Genomic DNA, 21,927 nt, shown 5'->3' with positions numbered 1-21,927 from the left:
CAGGGATATCTGTGTCATTCCGACCTATACCCGTCAGCCGAGTCAATTGCTCGTTGCCGCCTGCCGATACGACAGGAAGAATTGGAGTCGCTCCCCGCACGGTCTTTTCGCGGGCCCGAAAGGGCTGTGCCGCGGCGCGCCCCCACTCGACCCTGCCCGCATCGTGGGCGCGTAGCGAAGGGAGGACCGTGACCTTCGGATTCGCTCCGTCCGCAGCCACTTCACTGTCGGCGTCCGCCGGCTCCGTCAACCACGTCGCCAGAATGCTCGAACCGGCCGAGTGGGCTTCGGCCGGCATACCGCTGCTGCGCAGCCCGCGCGAGGTCGTCAGCGGCCTCCACGCACGGCACAGCCCGACTCCGGCGACCGCGGTCGTCGCGGTACTCGACCACGAGGAACGGCTCACGGCCAGCGCGTCGTTCGTGCGGCGTACCACCACGGCCGCGGACGGCTGGGAGTTCCGCAACGCCTTGCTGTCCCACCTGCGGCGGGTGATCCCGCACGACCTGCGCCGCCGTACCCCTGTGCGCACCGCTGTCCTGCTCTACTGCCGTGAGGGCGACGAGCGGTGGACGGAGGAGGACGGGGCATGGATGTGGGGGCTGCGCGACGCCTGCACCCTGCACGGTCTGCGCTGCGGCGCCTACATCACCCTGACCCACGGGGGCTGGCAGGTGCTGGGTGAGGGCCGCGGCGGCCGCAGACCGTCTTCACTGTCCGGGCCGTCCGCACTCGCGGACGCCTCGGCCGACATGGATCCCGTGCCCCTGCGCACGGGCGGCGGGGCGGCGGAGGCACTGCGCCGCAGCGCCGCCCGGTAAAACGGGACGTGGGCCCCGAGCGTCCGGGGCGGACGGACGGGACCCACGTTCCGGCGGGTCAGACGCCTGCGCCCAGCGCGGCGTTGATGCTCTGCGGTTCTCCGCACACGATCAACAGCACGCCGGCGCGCTCCCGCGCGTCGGACAGGGCCGAGACCGAGGCGTCGTCGAGGTCACCGTTGACGGCGACGACGATCACCGGACGGGGCGCGTAGCGGCCCGCGTGCGCGGTACCGGCGAAGAACACGTCGTCGCCGGCGTCGTGCTGGGCCCAGTACGCGGCCTCTCCGAAGGAGAGTTCGTGCGCGGCCCAGGGGTGCTGCTCCCCGGTCGTCAGGACCAGGATGTCGCCGGGCGCGCGACCGGAGTCGAGCAGCAGGTCGACGGCCTCGTCGGCGGCGTCGACCGCGCCGCCCACCGGGGCGGGGATCAGCTGGAACTGAGCTGCGGCACGGTCCTGTGGCCCCTCCTGCGCGGCAGGAGCGGCGGCGGACGCCGGAGCTGGTGCGGGATGCGGGCGCGGCGCCGGGGGCGCGGGGCGCGCGGGGCCACGCCCCGGGCTTCCGGGACGGGGCGTGGCCGCGGAACGCGGACCGGGTACGGGTCGGGGGGTCGGCGCGACGCGGCCTGCGGCCGATGCGACGCGGGGACTCTGGGCGCTCTCGGGAATCTGAGGCTCCTCGGGAAAATGAATGGTTGTCTGTGACAGCCGACGCGGCGGGCGTCGGCGGGTAAACGCGCTGACGCGGTCAGAAGTCGAAGCCGAGCTGGCCCCCGCTTTCGAGTGCGGCCGCCTCGGCGGAGAACCGGACCTTCTTCAGGTGCTGCCACCTGGGAAGGGCGTCGAGGTAGGACCAGCTCAGACGGTGGTGGGGCGTGGGCCCCAGCTCCTCGAGCGCGGCCCGGTGCACGGGCGACGGGTAACCCGCGTTCGCCCCGAAGGCGAAGTCGGTGTACAGCCCCGCGTCCGCCCCCAGTTGGGCCATCATCGTGTCCCGCCTGACCTTCGCTATCACCGAGGCGGCGGCGACGGCGATGCAGGACTGGTCGCCCTTGATCACCGTCCGGACCTTCCAGGGGTGCCCGAGGTAGTCGTGTTTCCCGTCGAGGATCACGGCATCCGGCCGCACCGGCAGTGCGTCCAGTGCCCTCACAGCGGCCAGACGGAGCGCGGCGGTCATGCCGAGGTCGTCGATCTCCAGGGGTGAGGCGTGCCCCACCCCGTGGGCCGTGACCCAGCTCTCGAGCAGCGGGGCGAGTTCCGCCCGGCGCTTGGGCGTGAGCAGTTTGGAGTCGGTGAGGCCTTCGGGGGGCCTGCGGAGGCCGGTGACGGCCGCGCACACGGTGACGGGGCCGGCCCACGCTCCGCGTCCGACCTCGTCGACTCCGGCGACAATCCTGGCACCGGAGGTAGCGCGCAGTGAGCGCTCGACGGTGTGCGTGGGTGGTTCGTACGGCATGGCGCCTGCAAGCGTACGCCGATACGCGGAGCAAGAACACCCCGGGGCGTCGTCGGGCGGGACCGCCCGCGCCCGTTCGCCGTCGAGGACCGGCCGGTCGCCGCACCGCACGGTGCGTGCGTGCCACGGACCGGTGCGCGGCGCCCGCTCCCGGAGGCCGACGGAACTGCGCAGGAACGGTGTTGGAAAGACCGGCCCGGACGTGGGGCCGGGCTTGTGAGGCTGCCCGCCGGTCGTCTGTGAAGCCCTCCCGTGCGTCGTCGGCGCGGGACCCCGGCACCGCAGTCCCCCACCCGGCGAGCACCGGGTGCCGGTGATCCAGAACAGCGGCTGCAGCCTTGAGCAGGGGGAACCCTACTCAGGCCCTGGACGGCCGTCGGCCGGGCGGCCTGCGGCTGCGCCCCGCGCACCGGCCCGACGCGTGGCCTCGCGGGCGGCCCGCACATGCCGCCCATGCATACCGTCCGCGCCATCCTTGCGTGCCATCCGTGCGTGCCGTCCATGCGTGCCGTCCATGCGGGCCGCCCGTGGCATCCGCGGCGCGACGTTACGCCCCGCGGACGAGCGCCCGAAGAGCGGCCCGGGCCCGGCCCGCCCTCCACCGGTGGACCGGGCGCTCGACCGCCGGGCCGGGTTCGGGAAGTGGTGCAGCACCCGTGGTGCAGCACCCGCGAGATCGCTCAGTACGGATCGTAGGAGTCCTCCTCGCGGCCGTCACGCTCGTCGGCTTCCCTGCCGACGTCGTAGCACTGGAGGCCGACGTCCTTCACCGGGTGGTCCTCAAGGATGTCCCGCGCCCTCGCCTCGCCCCAACTGGTGGCGTACCACGACGCCCTCGACACGGCGAAGTCGCGGCGGAAGGATTCCAGCGCACAGGACCGCAAAGGCTCGGGGAGGGTGTCGAGGGCAGGTACGGCATCGGCCGAAAGCCCCTTGAGGTACTGGATGTCGATCGACCCGTGGCTGCCGTACCGCGCGACGTTCTGCTCGGCGATCAGCCCGTCGGGCGAAAGCAGGCCGAAGGCGAGTACACCGACGGCGGCACTCGCCGCGACGGCACGCGGCAGGAGCCGGGCTCCGAAGACCCCCGCGGCGATGATGAGGATCAGCACCACTCCGAGCCAGAGCTCCACGGCGGCGACGGAGATGCGCAGCCGGGTGAGCCCGAAGGCATCCACGTACAGGTCCATGCGGCGCAGCGCGGAAGCCACGACGACGAGGGTGAGCGCGCACAGCACTCCGAGGACGCTGCGGACCAGCGTGCGGTCCCGGGGGCCGCCTCGCGGCGCCCAGCGCAGGGCCAGGGCGATGACGATCAGCGTCAGGACGGTGGCCCAGAGAAGCTGCCAGAACCCCTGGCGGGCGTATTCGGCCGGCAGGAGACCCGTCTTCTCCGCGACCTTGTCGTACCCGCCGAGAAGCACGACCAGCTGGAGCGTGATGAAAGCCGCGAACAGCAGGTCGAGCAGGATCAGCGGAAGCGCCCACTCCACCCTGTTCCTGGCCTTGCCCGGCCGGACGGTCATGCCGTCCCAGCGCACCGGTGCGGCCGCGCTGTACGCGGCGGCGAGAGCTCCTACGAGGCCCAGCGCGAACAGGAAGACGCGCCACGGGCTGTCCCCGACGGAGATGTCCGGGGTCAGCGCGCCCAGCAGATCGGCGAAGGCGGCGTCCGCGGAGGCGAAGAGCGCGCCGAACACGAGCAGCAGGACGACGGCCACCACGGTGCTGCGGACGACCGTGCGCACGCGGCCGCGGGAGTCGTCCGCGCGGTCGCGTACCCCTCGCCAGCCCCACCGCAGGCCGCCCGCGACGGCGGGGAACAACCCGAGCGAGCCGAGGAGTACGCCCGGCCAGCTGCGGCTGCCGTGCAGCGCGAGGGAACCGAGGGCGAGGGCCGACACGACGGCGAGGAACACCGGCCAGCCGGCGTCACGGAGGGCCGGTATCGCCAGGAGCGCGAGGCCGCCGACCGCCCAGACGGCCGTCCAGGGCCGCAGCCTCCGTCCCGCGGTCCGTGCCGCGAAGAACGCGGCCAGAGCCGCGGGCACCGACACCAGCAGCAGGTTCAGCCCGAGGCCGTCGCCGAGCAGCAGGGCGCTCAGCAGACCCGTGGCGAGAACCGACCACAGTGCCGCGGGCTGGATCGGCTGCGGAGGTCCCGGCCGGAGGCGGGACAGCGGACCGGGCGCGGGCCGCCCTCCGGGCCGCTGCCAGACGTCCGGGCCGGCCGGCGCCCGGAGGTATGCGGGCACCTCCGGTACGTCCGGGCCGGTGCTCCGGGGTGGCGCGGGCGCAGACACCGCGTCCGCGGACCGTCGTGGGGCGGGGCCGGTGCTCTGGGGCGGCACGGATGCGGGGGTCGCTCCCGCGGACGGCCCCGTGGCTGACTTCGCCGCGCCCGGACTCACACGGACTTCATCGTGACGGGCACCCCCACCGGCACGGGCGTCCGCGGAAGTGTCCTCACCCCCCGGCTCCGGGCCGGAGCCCGATGCGGGTGTTCCGACGGCGGACGCGGACGCTTCTGCGCGCGCGTCGTCGGACTCCTGTGACGCACCGGCTCGGCGGGACGCCTCGGGTGGCTGATCGGACGGCTGATCTGACATGGGACCCCTCCCCCACCGGGGTCCGCTCGCACGACCATGTTGCGGCGCGTCGGCCCCGGCGTCTCCTGGCGCACGTTCCCCAAGATCGACGGGAGACGGCGTGGCCGAAAGGTTAAGGGCCACCCGAGCCGTTCGGCCGTGCCGGGACACCGCTGTGGCAGGACCGTGACACGCCCGCCTGCCCCACGAGGGGCCCGGAAGGCGACGGAAGGGCGGAACGTCAGCCGCGTACGGGTGCGAGGGGCACCCAGCCGGGCAGTTCCTCCGTGCGGGCCAGCCAGTCGGACGGCGGGGCGCCCGCCGGGTTCGAGGCGACGATCCCGCCCGCGATGGCACAGGTGGTGTCGACATCCCCGCCCGCCTGCGCCGTCACCCAGAAGGCTTCCTCGAAGTCACCGAGACTGCGTGCCGCGGACCAGAGGGCGAACGGCACGGTGTCGTGGGCGCTGGTGCGGCGGCCGTTGCCCAGCACCGCCGCGACCGTCCCCGCGTCCCGGTAGTCGAGCATGTCGCGCGCCCGGCGGAGCCCCGCCCCCACCGCGCTGCGCGGAATCAGGGCGACGACGCCGTCGAGCAGCGCCTCGGGGGTCGGCGGGCCCCCGGGTGCGGCCACGAGGGCGGCTGCGGCCGCGACGGCCATCGCGCCCACGACCGCTTCGCGGTGCTGGTGGGTGGTGTACGACGAGATCTCGGCCTGATGGGTGGCCTGCTCCGGGTCGTCCGCGTACCAGGCGCCGAGCGGCGCGATCCGCATGGCCGAACCGTTGCCCCAGGAGCCCTGGCCGTTGAAGAGCGCCGAGGCGAGTTCGCGCCAGTCGCCCCCCTCCCTCACGAGCCTGAGCAGCCGGTTGACCGCGGGCCCGTAGCCCCGGTCGAAGTCGTGGTGCGCGGCGAAGGACCCGGCGAGGGTGTCCTGGTCGATCCGCCCGTGCGCGGACAGCACCGCGAGCACGGAACAGGCCATCTCGGTGTCGTCGGTCCACTGCCAGGCGCCGGGCGGCAGGGTCCGGTTCTTGAGCAGGGGGTAGTTGGCCGGGACGAAGAACTGGGAGCCGAGGGCGTCGCCCACGGCCAGTCCACGCAGGCTGGCCAGGGCGCGTTCGAAACGCCCGTCGGAAGCGGAGTCAGCGGTCATCGCGAGGTCACCTTATCCGGTGATGCCGTACGGCTCGGGGGTGCGCCACTGCTCGAAGGGCCGGTCGAGCGCGTAGCGGCCGTCGGGGCCGAGGAGCAGGGTCCGGGACTCGCCGTTGCCCGGATTGGACAGCGACTCGAACTCGGCGACCGACCAGTGGAACCAGCGCATGCAGAACAGCCTCATGGTCAGGCCGTGGGTGACCAGCAGGACGTTCGGGGGATGGTCGGCTTCCTCGAAGCTGCGGTGGAGGCTCTCCAGGAAGGCGTCGACCCGGTCGTAGACGTCGGCTCCGGACTCGCCCTGCGCGAAGCGGTAGAAGAAGTGCCCGTAGGCGTCCCGGTAGGCCTTCTGCAGCCTGACGTCGTCGCGGTCCTGCCAGTTGCCCCAGTCCTGCTCGCGTAGCCGTGGCTCCTCCCTGACCCGGATGTGCTCCGGGTCGAGGCCGAAGGATCTGAACGTCTCGTGGGTGCGCCGGTAGGGGGAGACGTACACGCTGACGCGCTCGTCACCGAACATCTCCCTGAGCTGCACACCTGTCTCGCGCGCCTGCTTCTGCCCTTTGGCCGTGAGTTTCAGCGCGTGGTCGGGTTCGCGTTCGTAGACCGTGTCGTCGGCGTTGCCCTCCGACTCCCCGTGCCGGACGAGAACGATGCGTTGCGGTCGTGCCATGTGACGACCCTAGATCCCCGTCGGCGCGATCGGGCGGCGACGAGGGATCCATAGGGCATATGTGACCAACGAGACGCAGGGTGGGAGCGTGATCAGCCCGTCGCCGTGTGGTGCGGACCGTCGCCGTGTGATGCGGCCCGTCGCCGTGTGATGCGGGGCGTCGCCGCGCGACCGCCGGTCACCGCACGCCCCGGACCGTCATCACCGCGTGATCGGCGTGATCAGACCGTCCACGAGGGTTCGAGCTGCACCACGTCCCCGGTGAGCGCCCGCACGTCCCCCTCCGTGTCGGCGCGCGCCGCGAGGCGGGCGGCTCCCTCCGGCCGGTACTTGCCGCGTTCGGAGCCCGACTGCCACATCGACAGCACCAGGAACTCGGATCCCGGCGCCTCCCCGAACACGCCGCGCAGCATTCCGGGAGAACCCGCGACGGCCGGGTTCCAGACCTTCTGCTGCATGAGGGCGAAGTGTTCGGCCCGGTCCTCGTGCACCTGGCTGTGCGCCACCCTGACGACGTCCGCGTCGGTGAAGTGGGGCTCGAATCCGGTCTTCACGTCGAAGCGGTACTCGAAGAGCTTCACCTGTATGTCCTTGTACGTGCCGGACTGGGAGGCGGCGAGCCGGTCGTGTTCCCGGGCCATGAAGGCGTCGTAGAAGACACGGTTCTCCCAGAACGCGAACACGTGCGCGACATCGGGCCGGCCGCGGCTCCAGCCGCCGCTCTGTGCGCGGAATCCCGGCTCGCCGAGCAGCCCCGCCCACTTCCGCTGCCCGCGCTCGAAACCCTGGCGATCGACCACGGTGCAGCGAATCCACTTGACCAGCACCGCACCATCCTACGGCGCCGGGCGTGGCGCGGGTCACGCTCCCGACCGACCGGGGGCCGGGCACGGCCCACGACGCGCATACCCGGCCACGCCCTGGCGCGAATGCGACGCCCGATTCCAACGCGGTTGGATTCACGGACAGTTACGGACATGATCTGAGGGTGCAAGCGGCCCGTCGGCCCAGACGCGAGGAGACACGTCCGATGAGCACCCCCAACAAGGACATCGAAAAGGTCGAGGTGCGGGTCAAGTGGGACCCGAGCGAGACCGGCGAGCCCGCCAACGACCTCGACATCATCGCGGCCACGTACGGAACGGAAGCGCCGTACGGCAGCCCCGTGTACCTCGTGCACTTCGACAGCCGGTCGCCCGACGGCACCATCACCCTGAACCGGGACAGCCGCACGGGCCAGGGCTACGGCTTCGACGAAGTCATGACGCTCGAACTGGACCGGCTGTCGGCCGCCTACGCCCGGGTCGTCGTCGGCGTGGCCATCCAGCAGCGCGACGGCCACAAGACCTTCGGCCACATAGGGAACACGGCCGTACAGATCCGTGAGGGATACACCAGTCTGGCCGAGGACGACTTCTCCGCGGTGGCCTCCGCCACCGCGGCCGTCGTCGCGGAGTTCGTCCGTGACGCGTCGGGATCCTGGGGGTTCATACCGGCTGTGCGCGGGTTCGACGGCGATCCCGGTTCGTTCGCCGCGGTGATGGGCAACCGCTCGGAACGGTGATCCCGCGTGCGGGCCGGACACCCGTCGCGCTCTCTCGCGACACCACTGGAGCCCTGTGGTGGCCCGTGCCCACGACGCGCGCACGCCCGGTCTCCGCGATCTCGTCGGCGTGGAGCAGCGAGAGCGAGATGGGGGCGGTGGCGCCGGGAATCCGGCTCCACCGCCCCCATCCTTGGCTCACCCCGTCACGGGATGAGCGGCGTCACAGGGTGAGCGACGTCAGCTGCAACCGCTGGTCGAGCCGCAGCCCTCGCAGATGTAGCAGGACCCGGCGCGCTGCATCTTCGTACCGCACGAGAAGCAGAGCGGGGCGTCCGCGCTGATACCGAGCTGCATCTCGACCAGTTCGGCCGAGGTGTGGGCCGCCCTGGGGGCGGGCTTCTCCGCGACGTTCTCCTGGGAGGACGCCACCACCTTCAGCGGCTCGACGTGCACGGGAGCTGACTGGGCGAGACCCTCGACATCGAGTTCGTCGTCCCCGAACTCGGGCTCGTACGAACCGGTGTCGAGATGACGCTGACGCTCCTCGGCCGAGTGGATCCCCAGCGCGGAGCGCGTCTCGAACGGCAGGAAGTCGAGCGCCAGGCGGCGGAAGATGTAGTCGACGATCGACTGCGCCATCCGCACGTCCGGGTCGTCCGTCATGCCGGCCGGCTCGAAGCGCATGTTCGTGAACTTGGAGACGTAGGTCTCCAGCGGCACGCCGTACTGCAGACCGACCGAGACGGCGATCGAGAAGGCGTCCATCATGCCCGCGAGGGTCGAACCCTGCTTGGACATCTTCAGGAAGACCTCGCCGAGACCGTCGTCCGGGTAGGAGTTGGCGGTCATGTAACCCTCGGCGCCACCCACCGTGAAGCTGGTGGTGATCCCGGGACGGCCCTTGGGCAGACGCTTGCGGACCGGGCGGTACTCGACGACCTTCTCGACCGCGGCACGGATCGTGTCCTCGGTCTTCGCCGTGACCTCGGCCTTCTCCTTCTCCTTGGTCTTCGCGGAGAGGGGCTGGCCGACCTTGCAGTTGTCGCGGTAGATCGCGAGCGCCTTGACGCCCATCTTCCACGCCTCGAAGTAGACCTCCTCGACGTCCTCGACGGTGGCCGTCTCCGGCAGGTTGACCGTCTTGGACAGCGCACCGGAGATCCACGGCTGGATCGCCGCCATCATCCGCACGTGGCCCATGGCCGAGATGGAACGCTCGCCCATGGCGCAGTCGAAGACCTCGTAGTGCTCGGTCTTGAGACCGGGGGCGTCGATCACGTTGCCGTGCTCGCCGATGTGGGCGACGATCGCCTCGATCTGCTCCGGCTGGTAGCCGAGACGGCGCAGGGCCTGCGGGACGGTGCCGTTGACGATCTGCATCGAACCGCCGCCGACCAGCTTCTTGAACTTGACCAGCGCGAGGTCGGGCTCGAGGCCGGTGGTGTCGCAGGACATCGCGAGGCCGATGGTGCCGGTCGGGGCGATGACCGAGGCCTGCGCGTTGCGGAAGCCGTTCTTGGCGCCCAGGCGGATCACGTCCTGCCAGGCCTCCGTCGCGGCGGCCCAGACCGGCGAGTCGAGGTCGTCCACGTGGACGGCCACGGCGTTGGCGTCGGCGTGCTGCTTCATGACGCGCTGGTGCGGCTCGGCGTTGCGGGCGTAACCGTCGTACGCGCCGACGACGGCGGCGAGCTCGGCGGAACGGCGGTAAGACGTGCCCGTCATCAGCGAGGTGATGGCGCCGGCGAGCGCGCGGCCGCCGTCGCTGTCGTACGCGTGGCCGGTCGCCATCAGGAGGGCGCCCAGGTTGGCGTAGCCGATGCCCAGCTGGCGGAAGGCCCGGGTGTTCTCGCCGATCTTCTGCGTCGGGAAGTCCGCGAAGCAGATCGAGATGTCCATCGCGGTGATGACCAGCTCGACGACCTTGGCGAAGCGCTCGACCTCGAAGGACTGGCGGCCGTTGCCGTCGTCCTTCAGGAACTTCATCAGGTTCAGCGAGGCCAGGTTGCACGAGGTGTTGTCCAGGTGCATGTACTCGCTGCAGGGGTTCGAGCCGTTGATGCGGCCGGACTCCGGGCAGGTGTGCCACTTGTTGATGGTGTCGTCGTACTGGATGCCGGGGTCTGCGCAGGCCCAGGCGGCCTCCGCCATCTTGCGGAAGAGGGACTTGGCCTCGACCTCTTCGATGACGTCGCCGGTCATGCGGGCGCGCAGGCCGAACTTGCCGCCCGACTCGACGGCCTTCATGAACTCGTCGTTCACGCGGACCGAGTTGTTGGCGTTCTGGTACTGGACGGACGTGATGTCGTCCCCGCCCAGATCCATGTCGAAACCCGCGTCACGCAGGGCGCGGATCTTCTCCTCCTCCTTCACCTTGGTCTCGATGAAGTTCTCGATGTCGGGGTGGTCGACGTCGAGGATGACCATCTTGGCCGCGCGGCGCGTGGCGCCACCGGACTTGATGGTGCCCGCGGACGCGTCGGCGCCCCGCATGAAGGAGACCGGGCCCGAGGCGTTGCCGCCCGAGGAGAGGAGTTCCTTGGAGGAACGGATACGGGAGAGGTTCAGGCCGGCACCGGAGCCGCCCTTGAAGATCATCCCCTCTTCCTTGTACCAGTCGAGGATGGACTCCATGGAGTCGTCGACGGCCAGGATGAAGCAGGCGGACACCTGCTGGGGCTGCGGCGTCCCGACGTTGAACCAGACCGGGGAGTTGAAGCTGAAGATCTGGTGCAGGAGGGCGTAGGCCAGCTCGTGCTCGAAGATCTCGGCGTCGGCGGGGGAGGTGAAGTAGTTGTAGTCCTCGCCGGCCTTCCGGTACGTCTTCACGATCCGGTCGATCAGCTGGCGCAGACCGGTCTCGCGCTGCGGCGTGCCGACAGCCCCCCGGAAGTACTTGCTGGTGACGATGTTGACCGCGTTCACCGACCAGAAGTCGGGGAACTCGACGCCACGCTGCTCGAAGTTGATCGAACCGTCGCGCCAGTTGGTCATGACGACGTCACGGCGCTCCCACGCGACCTCGTCGTACGGGTGCACGCCGGGGGTCGTGTGGATGCGCTCGATGCGCAGGCCCTGCTTGGTCGCAGTCGACTTGGCTCCCTTGGTGCGGGAACCTCGTGCCGGGCCGCTCGCCGTCTCTGTCATGCCGCCTCCCATATGTGGGCAAAAACGCCCTGAAGTGCCCAGTTCTTCCCAGGGCACAGTCTGTGTCTGATGCTCCGGACGCCACGCACAGCGCCCCGGAACAGGTCTGGTGCCGCCGGTCGCCGGTTGCCCGGCCCGGCTCGGTGATCAGTCGGCGGCGACAGCTGCGGGCACGGGGACCCCGGGGGTCCCACCGCTCCCGCACTGCGCCGCGGGGGGCCGCTCCTCGCGGAGTTCCGCGATGGCGGCCTCGAAGTCCTCGAGGGAGTCGAACGCCCGGTACACGGACGCGAAACGCAGATACGCGACGAGGTCGAGCTCCTGCAGCGGGCCGAGTATGGCCAGACCCACGTCGTGCGTCGTCAGCTCGGCGCTGCCCGTGGCCCGTACCGCCTCCTCGACCCGCTGGCCGAGCTTCGCCAGCGCGTCCTCGGTGACGGGGCGGCCCTGGCACGCCTTGCGGACGCCCGAAATGACCTTGGTGCGGCTGAAGGGCTCGGTCACCCCGCTGCGCTTCACCACCATCAGCGAACAGGTCTCCACCGTCGTGAAGCGACGGGAGCAGTCGGGGCACTGGCGGCGCCGTCGGATCGACGTCCCGTCGTCCGTCGTACGGCTGTCGACGACCCGGCTGTCGGGGTGCCTGCAGAAGGGGCAGTGCATGTCTCCCAACCCTCCCTCACGGCACGACTGAATGGCCTCGGGGGCCCGTCACGGGCCCTCGATGACAGCCCCAAGCATAGGCGATGAACTCGACCCGGTCGGACCGGGGACCACTACTTGTGGGCGGCGATGACAATCCAACCACTACATCTTGGGTTTGGCTTCACTCCCACGCCGAGCGCGTGTCGCGCGCCCCCAGTGGTCGGCAGGCAGCCTACGACCCGGCACGAGGGTACGGGAACCGCCCGGCGGCCGGGGCTGCGGGGCGTGCCACGGAGGGCGGCGGAAAGCACCTGGAGCCCGGTACGGGACCCGCACCGCCACGCCCCGCGGACACCCCCGGCCGCACCCCCGGACGCCCTGCCGGCCCGCTGGACCGCTAGCGTGGACCCCCTGAGCCGCGACTCGGCCCCGGCTCGTCGAGTCAGCTCATACACCTCTCGGTAGGCACAGGGCAGCCCTTTATTTGTTTTTCACTCGAACGTGTGTTTGGCGCAACCTTTCGAAAGCTACTACCGTTGCCTAACTAGGGAGACCATTCGAGAGGGGCCGACGTGACCACCACCGCAGACAGTGCCGCCATCACTGCCCAGGACCACCGCTCCCAGAGCCGACTTGAGCCGGTGCATGCCATGAATGACGCAGTCATGAACACGGAGGGGCCCGAGCCCTCGCGGCCCGCACGCTCCTTGCCCGGCCGCCCACCCGGGATCCGGGCGGACAGTTCCGGGCTCACGGACCGGCAGCGGCGTGTGATCGAGGTGATCCGGGATTCCGTGCAGCGGCGGGGCTATCCCCCGTCGATGCGGGAGATCGGCCAGGCGGTGGGCCTGTCCAGCACGTCGTCGGTCGCCCACCAGCTGATGGCACTGGAGCGCAAGGGCTTCCTGCGCCGCGACCCCCACAGGCCGCGCGCCTACGAGGTCCGGGGCTCGGACCAGCCCAGCAACCAGCCCACCGACACCACCGGCAAGCCGGCCGCGTCCTACGTGCCGCTGGTCGGCCGGATCGCGGCGGGTGGGCCGATCCTGGCCGAGGAGTCCGTCGAGGACGTCTTCCCGCTCCCCCGCCAGCTCGTCGGTGACGGTGAGCTCTTCGTGCTGAAGGTCGTCGGCGACTCGATGATCGAAGCGGCGATCATGGACGGTGACTGGGTAACGGTCCGACGTCAGCCCGTGGCGGAGAACGGCGACATCGTGGCGGCCATGCTCGACGGCGAGGCCACCGTCAAGCGCTTCAAGCGCGAGGACGGCCATGTGTGGCTGCTCCCGCACAACTCGGCCTACCAGCCCATCCCCGGCGACGAGGCGACGATCCTGGGCAAGGTCGTGGCGGTACTGCGGCGGGTGTGAGGCCCGCTGGTCCGGATCGGGCCCCGGGATCCCTGCGCCGATCCCGGGGCCCTGGCACGTCCGGACGCAGCGCATGACCGTGTACGGCAGGAGAAGCGCCCAGCAGGGGGTGTGCGCCCATGCGCGCGGACCTCTTCGCCACCGTGCGAGAAGAGGTGGCGCACACCCGGGTGATGTCTCCCTACGCAGGTCGAGCTGCCCGCACCCGGTCATGGTTGCCGATCCGAAGGGGCTGAGCACCGACGCGCGTCGCTGGTCAGGTGAGGGCGGTCGACCCGCTCACCCCCAGCCCTCGCTCCCGCAGTCCTCGCCCGTGCAGTCCTGGCCCGGTCCTCACCCAGCTCTCACTCCGCCGTCCTCGCAGCGGCGTCGATCGCGGCCAGCGAGCGCCGGGCCTGATTACGGTCCGTCGTGTACCAGAAGTCAGGCAGCGAGGCCCGGAGGTAGCTCCCGTACCGGGCGTTGGCCAGACGGGGGTCGAGCACCGCGACCACGCCCTTGTCCCCCATGGCGCGCACCAGACGCCCCGCACCCTGGGCCATCAGCAGGGCGGCATGGGTCGCCGCCACCGCCATGAAGCCGTTGCCGCCGGCTTCTTCCACCGCCTTCTGCCGCGCGCTCATCAGCGGATCGTCCGGACGCGGGAACGGAATCCGGTCCATGATCACGAGCTGGCAGCTCGGACCGGGCACATCGACTCCCTGCCAGAGCGAGAGCGTCCCGAAGAGACAGGTCTCGGGATCCGCGGCGAAGTTCTTGATCAGCTCTCCGAGCGTCTCCTCGCCCTGGAGCAGGATCGGCTTGTCCTGCCGGCCACGCAGTTCCTCGGCCGCGGCCTGCGCGGCCCGCATCGACGAGAACAGGCCCAGCGTCCGGCCACCCGCGGCCTCCACCAGCTCGGCCAGTTCGTCGAGCATGTCGGTGCGGGAGCCCTCCCGCCCGGGCGTGGCCAGATGGCGCGCGACGTACAGGATGCCCTGCTTCGGGTAGTCGAACGGCGAACCGACGTCGAGTCCCTTCCACTGGGGGATGTCCTCGCCCGCGGTCCCCTCGGGCGCGAGTCCCAGCGATGCCCCGACCCCGTTGAAGTCGCCGCCGAGCTTGAGCGTGGCCGACGTCAGGATCACCGAGCGGTCCGCGAAGAGCTTCTCGCGCAGCAGCCCGGACACCGACAGCGGCGCGACACGCACGGATGCACCGAATCGGTCGTGGCGCTCGTACCAGACGACGTCCCACTCGGAGCCCTGGGTGATGCGCTCCGCGACGCCGTGGATCGACTCGACCGACGCCATGGCCTGCTTGCGCACCGCGTCCTCGTCCTGGACGGACTTGTCCCGGGTGCCGCCGAGGGCGGAGATCACCGTACGCGCGGCGTCACGCAGGGCCATCAGGGCGTAGCCGAGATCCTCCGGCACCTCTTCCAGACGTCCCGGGAGCGCCAGTTCCATGACGCGCTCGAATCCCTCGGAGGCGGTCAGCAGGGCGTCGGCCGCCTTCTCGTTGACCAGCTTGGCCGCGCGGCGCACCGCACGGTTGACCTGCCCCGGGGTGAGTTCACCGGTGGCCACGCCCGTGACCCGCGAGACGAGCTCGTGGGCCTCGTCGACGATCAGCACCTCGTGCTTCGGGAGTACGGGGGCACCCTCGATGGCGTCGATGGCGAGGAGGGCGTGGTTGGTGACGACGACGTCGGCGAGCTTGGCCCGCTCACGGGCGCTCTCCGCGAAGCACTCGGCACCGTACGCACACTTCGTCGCACCCAGGCACTCCCGTGAGGAGACCGAGATCTGCGCCCAGGCCCGGTCCGAGACACCTGGCGTCAGGTCGTCCCGGTCCCCGCTCTCCGTCTCGTCCGCCCAGTCGCGCAGCCGCAGCAGGTCCTGACCGAGCTTGCTCGACGGCGCTGCCGCCTCGAACTGGTCGAAGAGGCCCTCCTCCTCGTCCTGGGGCACGCCCTCGTGGAGCCGGTGCAGGCAGAGGTAGTTCGACCGGCCCTTGAGCATCGCGAACTGGGGGCGGCGGCGCAGCAGCGGATGCAGTGCGTCGACCGTACGCGGAAGGTCCCGCTCCACCAGCTGGCGCTGGAGGGCCAGCGTCGCCGTGGCCACCACGACACGCTCGCCGTGGGCCAGCGCCGGCACGAGGTAGCCGAGGGACTTGCCCGTGCCGGTACCGGCCTGGACGAGCAGGTGGGCGTTGTCGTCGACCGCCTCGGCCACGGCCTCGGCCATGGAGACCTGGCCGGGCCGTTCCGTACCGCCGACGGCGGCGACGGCGGCGTGGAGGAGCTCGGGGAGAGATGGCTTCGTCATAGCGCGTCCACCCTACGGCGCGCCACCGACAACGGCGCTCACTCCCGGACTCACGCGGACGGGTGGAGCGGGTTGTCGACGATCCCGTGCACCGCGGCGTGCGGGCGCTGCGGCCGGTCCCGGTAGCCGTCCAGATGCAGACGGTTGCGGTTGAGGCACAGCCGCTCGATCGTCGGCGTCAGCATGTCGAAGATCTCGAAGCGCTCCTTGAGCTCGGGGAAGCGGGCATGGTGCCGCAGGATCTCGGCCCGGACGAGTGACCAGAATTCGTCCTCCGGAACGTCGAGTTGTTCCTCGCAGAGCGGGGACAGGAAGCGGAAGACGCCCACGAGGAGACCCGAGTGGATGAACTGGGTGAGGAAGGCGGGTTCCTCGGTGAGCAGGATCTCCCGGACGTGCGGCGGCATCGTGTCGAGTTCGGGCAGCCGCCGCGCGCTGACGTTCACGTCGTCGACGAAGTCCTTGATGGCCAGGCGTACGGGTACGTCGTTCTCGTCGAAGACCACGATGGCGTTCTCGCCGTGCGGGGAGAACACCGTGCCGTAGCGGTAGAGGAAGTGCAGCAGCGGAGGCAGCAGCGCGGCGAACAGCCGGGTGAGCCAGGCCACCGGGGTCAGCCCCGAGCGGGCGACGAGTTCGGCGGTGAACGCGCGGCCGTCCGGGTCGGTGAGCAGCAGCGAGGCCAGCGTGCGGCCGCGCTCCCCGGCCGCCAGCCGTGGCTGCAGGGGCTCGCGCCAGATCGCGCCGAGGATCTCCTTGAACTGGTACGGCGACTCGGGGAGGCGGTCGTAGAGCGGATGCTCCACGGTCACGGAGGCCACCTCTCCGAGCAGGACGACCCGGCAGGTGTCGCGGAGGAAAGGGTCGCCCTCGCACAACCCCTGGACCCAGGCGGTGACGGCCGGGGCGGCGAGGGTGCGTTCCGTGGGCAGGCCCCGCCAGACGAGGGTGTTGAGGATCGAGAGCGGCAGCTTGACCGTGTGGCGGTCGGGCCGGCCGACGTTGGTGAAGGTGCGGATGGACTGCTGCGGCAGGCGGAGGTCGTCGTCGGCGTGCAGCGGCACCACGGCACCCTCCGCGATGGCCGGCGCGAAGAGCGGGACGATCCATTCGTCCCACTGCCACGGATGCACGGGCAGGAACAGGTAGTCCCCGGGGTCCAGGCCGCGGCCGCGCAGAATCGTGGCGAAGGAGTCCCTGACCTCAGGGTCCAGTTCCTGGCCGTAGAGGACGTCCGGGGCCGCGAGGCGTCCGACGCCCCGGTATTGCGCTATGTGCGAGCTGACGGCGATCCAGGGCAGCGTGGTGGCCGAGCGCGCCTCGGGCGTGAAGCGCGCGGCGTCCGCGGCGGAGAAGCCGAGGCGGCCCTTGTTCGCGACGAGCCAGGGGTGCCCGGTCTGGTGTCCTTCCAGCTCGGCGTACGGAAGTTCGGCCAGCTGGGCCGCACGGAGCGCGGTCCGGTCGATGCGGGCGTCGGCGACGAGCGTGGCCGTCAGCTCACGGATGAGGTGGGCGAGGGTGGCACCGTCGAGACCGAGGAGGTGCCGGCCTCGCGCGAGAAAGCCCAGCGGGTCCCGGAAGGGCGTGCCCGCGGCTCCGCCGGCCTTCACCTCGCGGATCGTCGCGGGGTCGACCCGCCAGCTGCCGTAGGCGCCCCGCCGGGCGTGGAAGGACAGGGTTCCGCCGTCGTCGAGAGTCAGGGTGTAGGTGCCGCTGCTCTGCCGGCCCGCGTGCTCCTGCGGTGTGGGCCGGACGACCTCCTCGTAGGCGAACTCACCGAGCATCTTGGCCAGGAGCGCCGCCGCCACCCGCTCCCAGCGCGTCCGGTCGAGTTCTGGGGTGTCGAGCGGTGTGTGGGGCGCCGCCGGGTGCGGGCTCGCGGGATATGTCGGCACGGGGACTCCTCCGGGTGGGACCGATGGGGTTCGAGCGGGCTGTGCGGTGCGGCGAGTGGTTCACAGCTGATCACGGTGGGTCCGGTCGCGGATCATGAGTGCGGCCGGCTTGTCGGGGAGATCCACTTCCGCGCAGAAGCGGAAACCGGCACTCAGGAAGGCGGCGACGGACGGGGTGTTGCGCAGGTCCGGCTCCGCGACCACGCGGGCGCAGAGCGGGCGGTTGTCGAGCACGAGGTCGGAGACGGCCCTGAGCAGTACGGAGCCGATGCCCCGTCCGCGGTTGCCCACACCGCCGATGAGGAGGTGGACGCCCGTGTCATGGGGGCGGGAGGGATAGTGGCGGGCCAGCGGGTCCAGGTCCGCCCGGTAGATCTCCCAGTAGCTCATGGGGGTGCCGTCCAGCACTCCCAGACAGGGGATGCTGCGGCCGTCGCCTTCGAGCTGGCGCCGGAGATGGGCGTCGGTGACGGATTCCGGGCCCGCCAGTTCCCAGAAGGCGGCGACCGCCGGATCGTTCATCCAGCGGCTGATGACGGAAAGGTCGCGCCGCGGCTCCACGGTGACGAGCCGGAACCGTCCGGCGGCCGTGGCGGCCGGGCTCCACGCGTCCGGGCTGCCCACGAGGGAGGCGGCGTCGGCCCGTCCGTCCGTCTGCGGGGAGACGTCACCGATCAGTCCGAGCAGCTCTTCGGTGAGCCGCAGTTCGAGGGTGTCCTCGGTGCCGTCTCCGGTGTGCGCTTCGGCGTGGTGCACGGTGACGCTCTCCTCTCGTGCGTTTCAGCAGGTCATGTCTCTCAGTTTTGGAGGGGGTTGGCGATGGTGACGTAGACGGACTGGGTGTCGACGGGCCCGACCAGTTCGTCGAGGCCGTGCATCCTCGTGAGCAGGTTGGCCTTGCAGCGCAGTTGCCGGGTGCCGAGCAGGTAGGCCGGCAGGGGTGAGCCGAGCGTCGTGGTGCTCTCGAGGAACCGCCGGAACGCGGCGAGGAGCAGCCGCTCGTCGGCGAGCCGCTGCGCGCCGAAGGCTCCGATCAGCCCGAACACGTTGTTGATGCCCAGGTAGTAGGCGAGGCGTTCGTCCGTGACGGCGTCGGAGACGAAGGTGTCGCTGACGGCCCCGATGCCGGGCAGCCTGGCTTCCAGCGCGTCGCGGTGGGACTCACGGAAGTAGTAGCCCTGGTTGTCCCGGTACCTGCCGCCGACCGGCCAGCCGTCCTCGTCGAGAAGCACGATCGTGTTCTGCTGATGGGCCTCCAGGGCGACCCCTGCGTGGCCGTCCAGCCAGAGGACGGGGAGGACCACCCGGTCGAGGTAGCGCAGGAACCACTCGGCGCAGACCGCCCCGGTGGTCCGGCCGGTACGCACGGCCAGTGAGGAGACCGTGTCGGCGAGGCGTGAGTGCGTGCCCGGACGCCCGGGGCCGGGCCGGGGTGAGGTGAGTCCCGCGATGCACACCGCGTCGTCGGACGGACCGAAGGGGTTGTGGCGCAGCATCACGTCGAGACCGGGGACGGGGGTGCCGTCCGGGCCGTCCACGGCGAGCCAGGCGGGGTCCCTGACGATGTCGAAGCCGGGGTGGGCGGCGTGCCACAGGTCGGCCAGCCCGGTGCGCAGCAGCCGGTGGACCTCGGCTCCCCGGTGGAGCTCCTTGCGGAGGTTCTCCCGGCGGGAGTTGGTGATGCGTACGCCGAGGGAGAGCTTCAGCATGAGGTCGGATCCCGGGCGGTACACGGTGCGCACCGAGGACGTGGGGTGCCAGCGGGCGCCGTGCGGACCGAGGTCGTGCAGGAGCCCCTTCTCGCAGAGGGCGGTGACCTCGGGGCGCCGCATGAGTTCCGCGGCCTGCCACGGGTGGAGCGGCAGGGCGGTGGTGCCTTCGGGGAGGCGCAGGCCCTCGGCGTGGGGGGCGAGGAGCGACGGGGCGGTCACCGGCCGTCCGGCCTTCGTCCAGGACGAGTCCGTGGCCAGTACGGAGTCGTCGGCGGCCATCCAGTGGAGCGGGAAGGAGCCGCGCAGCTCGGGTGAGTAGAGGACCGCTTCGGACTCGGAGAGGCCTTCGCGGCTCTTCGGTGTGGGGTGCAGGGGGTGGCCGAGGACGAGTGACTGCTCGCCGGCGAGGAAAGGGCCGGCCTCGGACGACGCGGCGGGTGTACGCCGTCGCTCCGCGATGAAGGTGGCCGTGTGCCGCACGGAGTCGGCGACCCTGGCCACCAGGTCGACCCCGGCGCTGCGCTCGCTCTCGCGCCCGAGGAGTGCGGCCACAGTGACGGCGTCCACCCCCGGGGTGCCGGCGGGCGCGTTCTCCAGGACGGGTGTGCCGAAGCGGTGCCAGCCGGTGCGGGACCAGTGGAGGACCGGGACGAGCAGGGCCGTACCGCTCGCGGGGAGGGGGACGCGCAGGGTGGCCCCCAGCGGCCGGGGAAGGTCGTTCTCCCTGGTCCAGCAGCGCAGCAGGTTCTCCGTGCCCGCCGAGTCGGCGGCCCGGAGCGGGTCCGGGTGGTCCAGCGGGTCCGGGTGCTCGGGCGTACCGCCCTGGCAGGAGCGGTCCGCCGGGAGGGCACCCGCCGGGGTGTCCGCTCCCGCGCGCGGGATCCCGTGCGGACCCGCCTTCTGTCGCGGCACGGTCGTCGACTCGACGGCGAGCGGGCCCTCCGGCAGTTCGTGTCCTCGCTGCTCGCGGGTGAAGGGGCCGTCGGCCTCGGGCGCAGGGGTGGGGTTCACGGCGGTCTTTCTTGTGAGGGGTCCGGGGTCAGCGGGTCGGCCCGGCAGCGGCCCGGCGGTTCGGGGAGCGCTCAGCGGCGCTCAGCGCGTCGGCGAGGCGGTCGACGACCGCGGCCGCCTGCTCGTCGGTGAGGGTGAGCGGGGGGAGCAGCCGCACCACCGCGCCGTGGCGCCCGCCGAGTTCGACGATGAGTCCGCGGCGCAGGCACTCCTGCTGGACGGCCGCCGCGAGAGCGGGGTCGGGCGGCGGGGCGGAGCCGCTCTCCGCGGTGACGGTGAGCGGCTCGGCCTCGGGGTCGACCAGTTCGATCCCGATCATCAGCCCGCGGCCCCGTACGTCACCGATGCTCGGATGGTCCGCCCCCAGGGCCTGGAGGCGGGCCAGCATGCGCGCGCCGAGGGTCCCGGCCCGCTCGGCGAGCCCGTTCTCGCGTACGTACGCGAGGGTGGCGGTGCCCGCCGCCATGGCCAGCTGGTTGCCCCGGAAGGTGCCGGCGTGCGCGCCGGGCTGCCAGAGGTCGAGGCCCGAGCGGTAGACGATCACCGCGAGCGGCAGCGAGCCGCCGATGGCCTTCGACATGACCATCACGTCGGGCACGACCCCGCTGTGCTCGACGGCCCAGAAGGCGCCGGTCCTGCCGACCCCCGTCTGCACCTCGTCGGCGATCAGGGCGATGGAGCGGTCCCGGGTGATCTCCCGCATCCGCCGCAGCCAGCCGTCCGGCGCCGGATTGACTCCGCCCTCGCCCTGGACGGGCTCCAGGATCATGGCCGCCGGAGCGGGCACCCCTCCCTTGGGATCGTCCAGGAGGTACTCGGTCCAGCGCGCGGCGATGTCCGCGCCCCGTTCCCCGCCGACACCGAACGGGCAGCGGTAGGTGTGCGGGAAGGGCAGTCGGGTCACCCGCACGTCGGGGGCGCCGCCCGACGCGCCCAGCGCTCCTGCCGTCATGCCGTGGTAGGCGCCGGTGAAGGCGAGGAGTCCGCTGCGCCCGCTCGCCGCCCGCACCAGCTTGAACGCCGCCTCGACCGCGTCCGTCCCCGCTGGACCGCAGAACTGGATCCGCGCGTCATCGGCCAGTTCCCGGGGCAGCGTGGCGAACAGCTCGGTCGTGAACGCGTCCTTCACCGGGGTGGCGAGATCGAGCACGTGCAGAGGTGCGCCGGAGTCGATGACCTTTCTGATCGCCTCGAGGACCACGGGGTGGTTGTGGCCGAGTGCCAGCGTGCCCGCTCCGGAGAGGCAGTCGAGATAACGCCGCCCGTCCGCCCCCTCGATGGTCATTCCCCTGGCCCGGACCGGCACGATCGGCAGGGACCGTGCGTAGGTGCGTGCCGCCGACTCGCGCTGCGCCTGCCGCCTCAGGATCCCGTCGTACGTGACGGGAGGTACCACCGGAGCTGGTTGGGTCACGGCCACGGCTGTCGGTCCTCCTGCGGTAACAGTTGCGTTGCACCTCGGTGCGGTCCCCCGGGAGCGGACCGCGCCGATGAACGCCGTCCCTGTGTCCCCCGTACGTACCAACGACGCCGGACGCGGGAGATCACGGGTAAATCGGAAGATCCTTGCGCGCGGGGAACCGTGGACCTGC

16 protein-coding genes are annotated in these 21,927 nt (G+C 71.4%); 3 read left to right on the top strand and 13 right to left on the bottom strand.

All coding sequences use genetic code 11. The features are described 5' to 3' along the window. Window positions 1-188: 188 nt before the first annotated feature. Window positions 189-821: a hypothetical protein gene (locus tag OHT61_RS24320; protein ID WP_329041138.1), complete on the top strand. Its 633-nt coding sequence runs from the start codon at window positions 189-191 to the stop codon at window positions 819-821. Between the two features lie 58 nt (window positions 822-879). Here OHT61_RS24320 and OHT61_RS24315 read toward each other — a convergent pair whose 3' ends face one another. The 6 genes from OHT61_RS24315 to OHT61_RS24290 form a co-directional block, all read right to left on the bottom strand. After that, on the bottom strand, window positions 880-1,515 hold the full coding sequence (locus OHT61_RS24315; protein WP_329043383.1) for a hypothetical protein: 636 nt from the start codon (window positions 1,513-1,515) through the stop codon (window positions 880-882). 55 nt (window positions 1,516-1,570) lie between these two features. Continuing rightward, complete coding sequence (locus tag OHT61_RS24310; protein WP_329041137.1) at window positions 1,571-2,281, bottom strand: ribonuclease HII; 711 nt, start codon at window positions 2,279-2,281, stop codon at window positions 1,571-1,573. A 680-nt stretch (window positions 2,282-2,961) separates the two neighbouring features. Further along, entirely contained in the window at window positions 2,962-4,890 is a 1,929-nt protein-coding gene (locus OHT61_RS24305; protein ID WP_443049524.1) for a DUF4153 domain-containing protein, read from the bottom strand. Window positions 4,891-5,110: 220 nt separating this feature from the next. After that, the gene (locus tag OHT61_RS24300) at window positions 5,111-6,025 is read right to left on the bottom strand and encodes an ADP-ribosylglycohydrolase family protein (RefSeq protein ID WP_329041134.1); all 915 of its coding nucleotides are present in this window, start codon (window positions 6,023-6,025) and stop codon (window positions 5,111-5,113) included. A 12-nt stretch (window positions 6,026-6,037) separates the two neighbouring features. Next, entirely contained in the window at window positions 6,038-6,697 is a 660-nt protein-coding gene (locus OHT61_RS24295) for a histidine phosphatase family protein (RefSeq protein ID WP_329041132.1), read from the bottom strand. 221 nt (window positions 6,698-6,918) lie between these two features. Beyond that, complete coding sequence (locus OHT61_RS24290) at window positions 6,919-7,524, bottom strand: YdbC family protein (protein WP_329041131.1); 606 nt, start codon at window positions 7,522-7,524, stop codon at window positions 6,919-6,921. 203 nt (window positions 7,525-7,727) lie between these two features. Between OHT61_RS24290 and OHT61_RS24285 the strand changes: the two genes are divergently transcribed. After that, window positions 7,728-8,261 carry a TerD family protein gene (locus OHT61_RS24285; protein WP_329041130.1) on the top strand — a complete coding sequence of 178 codons (534 nt, stop codon included), beginning with the start codon at window positions 7,728-7,730 and terminating at the stop codon, window positions 8,259-8,261. Between the two features lie 219 nt (window positions 8,262-8,480). On the opposite strand, the gene OHT61_RS24280 is transcribed toward OHT61_RS24285, so the two are convergent. Then, window positions 8,481-11,390 carry a vitamin B12-dependent ribonucleotide reductase gene (locus OHT61_RS24280; RefSeq protein ID WP_329041129.1) on the bottom strand — a complete coding sequence of 970 codons (2,910 nt, stop codon included), beginning with the start codon at window positions 11,388-11,390 and terminating at the stop codon, window positions 8,481-8,483. A 147-nt stretch (window positions 11,391-11,537) separates the two neighbouring features. Further along, entirely contained in the window at window positions 11,538-12,053 is a 516-nt protein-coding gene (gene nrdR, locus OHT61_RS24275) for a transcriptional regulator NrdR (RefSeq protein WP_329041126.1), read from the bottom strand. Window positions 12,054-12,607: 554 nt separating this feature from the next. On the opposite strand from nrdR, the gene lexA reads away from it, so the two are divergent. Further along, window positions 12,608-13,405 carry a transcriptional repressor LexA gene (gene lexA / locus OHT61_RS24270; RefSeq protein WP_329041125.1) on the top strand — a complete coding sequence of 266 codons (798 nt, stop codon included), beginning with the start codon at window positions 12,608-12,610 and terminating at the stop codon, window positions 13,403-13,405. Between the two features lie 344 nt (window positions 13,406-13,749). Here the strand turns inward: lexA and OHT61_RS24265 are convergent, their stop codons facing one another. From OHT61_RS24265 to OHT61_RS24245, 5 genes are read right to left on the bottom strand one after another with little or no spacing between them, the layout of a single operon-like run. Then, the gene (locus tag OHT61_RS24265; RefSeq protein WP_329041124.1) at window positions 13,750-15,717 is read right to left on the bottom strand and encodes an ATP-dependent DNA helicase; all 1,968 of its coding nucleotides are present in this window, start codon (window positions 15,715-15,717) and stop codon (window positions 13,750-13,752) included. 50 nt (window positions 15,718-15,767) lie between these two features. Continuing rightward, the gene (locus OHT61_RS24260) at window positions 15,768-17,612 is read right to left on the bottom strand and encodes an IucA/IucC family protein (RefSeq protein WP_329041123.1); all 1,845 of its coding nucleotides are present in this window, start codon (window positions 17,610-17,612) and stop codon (window positions 15,768-15,770) included. Between the two features lie 60 nt (window positions 17,613-17,672). After that, complete coding sequence (locus OHT61_RS24255; protein WP_329041122.1) at window positions 17,673-18,368, bottom strand: GNAT family N-acetyltransferase; 696 nt, start codon at window positions 18,366-18,368, stop codon at window positions 17,673-17,675. A 41-nt stretch (window positions 18,369-18,409) separates the two neighbouring features. Further along, window positions 18,410-20,335 (bottom strand): IucA/IucC family protein, encoded by a 1,926-nt coding sequence (locus OHT61_RS24250; RefSeq protein WP_329041121.1) that lies wholly within the window; start codon window positions 20,333-20,335, stop codon window positions 18,410-18,412. Window positions 20,336-20,363: 28 nt separating this feature from the next. Next, window positions 20,364-21,755 carry a diaminobutyrate--2-oxoglutarate transaminase family protein gene (locus OHT61_RS24245; RefSeq protein WP_329041120.1) on the bottom strand — a complete coding sequence of 464 codons (1,392 nt, stop codon included), beginning with the start codon at window positions 21,753-21,755 and terminating at the stop codon, window positions 20,364-20,366. Window positions 21,756-21,927 lie beyond the last annotated feature (172 nt).

It is taken from the genome of Streptomyces sp. NBC_00178, assembly GCF_036206005.1.
Taxonomy (GTDB): Bacteria; Actinomycetota; Actinomycetes; order Streptomycetales; family Streptomycetaceae; genus Streptomyces.
The sequence above is the reverse complement of the archived record's forward strand: the minus strand, read 5'-3'. Positions and strand labels throughout refer to the sequence as shown.

Coding starts and splice junctions, on each gene's coding strand:
- nrdR (WP_329041126.1), bottom strand. CDS start 12,053: ATGCACTGCCCCTTCTGCAGGCACCCCGACAGCCGGGTCGTCGACAGC.
- OHT61_RS24280 (WP_329041129.1), bottom strand. CDS start 11,390: ATGACAGAGACGGCGAGCGGCCCGGCACGAGGTTCCCGCACCAAGGGA.
- OHT61_RS24285 (WP_329041130.1), top strand. CDS start 7,728: ATGAGCACCCCCAACAAGGACATCGAAAAGGTCGAGGTGCGGGTCAAG.
- OHT61_RS24300 (WP_329041134.1), bottom strand. CDS start 6,025: ATGACCGCTGACTCCGCTTCCGACGGGCGTTTCGAACGCGCCCTGGCC.
- OHT61_RS24305 (WP_443049524.1), bottom strand. CDS start 4,890: ATGTCAGATCAGCCGTCCGATCAGCCACCCGAGGCGTCCCGCCGAGCC.
- OHT61_RS24310 (WP_329041137.1), bottom strand. CDS start 2,281: ATGCCGTACGAACCACCCACGCACACCGTCGAGCGCTCACTGCGCGCT.
- OHT61_RS24265 (WP_329041124.1), bottom strand. CDS start 15,717: ATGACGAAGCCATCTCTCCCCGAGCTCCTCCACGCCGCCGTCGCCGCC.
- OHT61_RS24295 (WP_329041132.1), bottom strand. CDS start 6,697: ATGGCACGACCGCAACGCATCGTTCTCGTCCGGCACGGGGAGTCGGAG.